The sequence below is a fragment of the Pseudomonas sp. E45-MNA-CIBAN-0222 genome, assembly GCF_040310405.1.
Classification (GTDB): Bacteria; Pseudomonadota; Gammaproteobacteria; order Pseudomonadales; family Pseudomonadaceae; genus Stutzerimonas; species Stutzerimonas stutzeri_AC.
Genome location: NZ_JBEOPU010000043.1, coordinates 1 through 1,837, shown reverse-complemented (window position 1 = coordinate 1,837; position 1,837 = coordinate 1). Strand labels below are relative to the sequence as shown.

Below are 1,837 nucleotides of genomic sequence, written 5' to 3'. Positions count from 1 at the left end.
ATGGTGGGCACTCTAAGGAGACTGCCGGTGACAAACCGGAGGAAGGTGGGGATGACGTCAAGTCATCATGGCCCTTACGGCCTGGGCTACACACGTGCTACAATGGTCGGTACAAAGGGTTGCCAAGCCGCGAGGTGGAGCTAATCCCATAAAACCGATCGTAGTCCGGATCGCAGTCTGCAACTCGACTGCGTGAAGTCGGAATCGCTAGTAATCGTGAATCAGAATGTCACGGTGAATACGTTCCCGGGCCTTGTACACACCGCCCGTCACACCATGGGAGTGGGTTGCTCCAGAAGTAGCTAGTCTAACCTTCGGGGGGACGGTTACCACGGAGTGATTCATGACTGGGGTGAAGTCGTAACAAGGTAGCCGTAGGGGAACCTGCGGCTGGATCACCTCCTTAATCGAAGACTTCAGCTTCTTTACAAGTTCCCACACGAATTGCTTGATTCACTAGCGAAAAGCGATTGGGTTTCGACCCGAGAGAGACGATTGGGTCTGTAGCTCAGTTGGTTAGAGCGCACCCCTGATAAGGGTGAGGTCGGCAGTTCGAATCTGCCCAGACCCACCAATTGTCATGGGATGTGGCCGATCTGTAGATGGGGCCATAGCTCAGCTGGGAGAGCGCCTGCTTTGCACGCAGGAGGTCAGCGGTTCGATCCCGCTTGGCTCCACCATTATTCTCGACAATCGCTGAAAGCACAGAAATGAGTACTCCTGAGGTATGGAGAGTATTGATTTCTGGTCTTTGCGCCAGAACTGTTCTTTAAAAATTTGGGTATGTGATAGAAGTAGATTTGGGTAGTTACTTTCACTGGTAATTATTCAAGTCAAGGTAAAATTTGCGAGTTGCTCGAGAGAGCGAATGCGGATTTTCGGCGAATGTCGTCTTCACGTTATTAGACAGTAACCAGATTGCTTGGGGTTATATGGTCAAGTGAAGAAGCGCATACGGTGGATGCCTTGGCAGTCAGAGGCGATGAAAGACGTGGTAGCCTGCGAAAAGCTTCGGGGAGTCGGCAAACAGACTTTGATCCGGAGATGTCTGAATGGGGGAACCCAGCCATCATAAGATGGTTATCACACACTGAATACATAGGTGTGTGAGGCGAACCAGGGGAACTGAAACATCTAAGTACCCTGAGGAAAAGAAATCAACCGAGATTCCCTTAGTAGTGGCGAGCGAACGGGGACTAGCCCTTAAGCTTCTTTGATTTTAGCGGAACGCTCTGGAAAGTGCGGCCATAGTGGGTGATAGCCCTGTACGCGAAAAGGTCTTAGAAGTGAAATCGAGTAGGACGGAGCACGAGAAACTTTGTCTGAATATGGGGGGACCATCCTCCAAGGCTAAATACTACTGACTGACCGATAGTGAACTAGTACCGTGAGGGAAAGGCGAAAAGAACCCCGGAGAGGGGAGTGAAATAGATCCTGAAACCGTATGCGTACAAGCAGTGGGAGCCTACTTTGTTAGGTGACTGCGTACCTTTTGTATAATGGGTCAGCGACTTATTTTCAGTGGCGAGCTTAACCGAATAGGGGAGGCGTAGCGAAAGCGAGTCTTAATAGGGCGTTTAGTCGCTGGGAATAGACCCGAAACCGGGCGATCTATCCATGGGCAGGTTGAAGGTTGGGTAACACTAACTGGAGGACCGAACCGACTACCGTTGAAAAGTTAGCGGATGACCTGTGGATCGGAGTGAAAGGCTAATCAAGCTCGGAGATAGCTGGTTCTCCTCGAAAGCTATTTAGGTAGCGCCTCGTGTATCACTGCTGGGGGTAGAGCACTGTTTCGGCTAGGGGGTCATCCCGACTTACCAAACCGATGCAAACT

At 50.8% G+C, this 1,837-nt stretch carries 2 tRNA genes and 2 rRNA genes; all 4 read left to right on the top strand.

Annotation, left to right across the window (positions count from 1 at the left end):
- Positions 1-406: ribosomal RNA gene (locus tag AAEZ08_RS22690) — 16S ribosomal RNA — on the top strand; the annotation flags it as partial.
- Positions 407-497: 91 nt separating this feature from the next.
- Positions 498-574 (top strand) — tRNA-Ile (locus tag AAEZ08_RS22685).
- Positions 575-604: 30 nt separating this feature from the next.
- A tRNA-Ala gene (locus AAEZ08_RS22680) sits at positions 605-680 on the top strand.
- A 254-nt stretch (positions 681-934) separates the two neighbouring features.
- Positions 935-1,837: ribosomal RNA gene (locus AAEZ08_RS22675) — 23S ribosomal RNA — on the top strand; the annotation flags it as partial.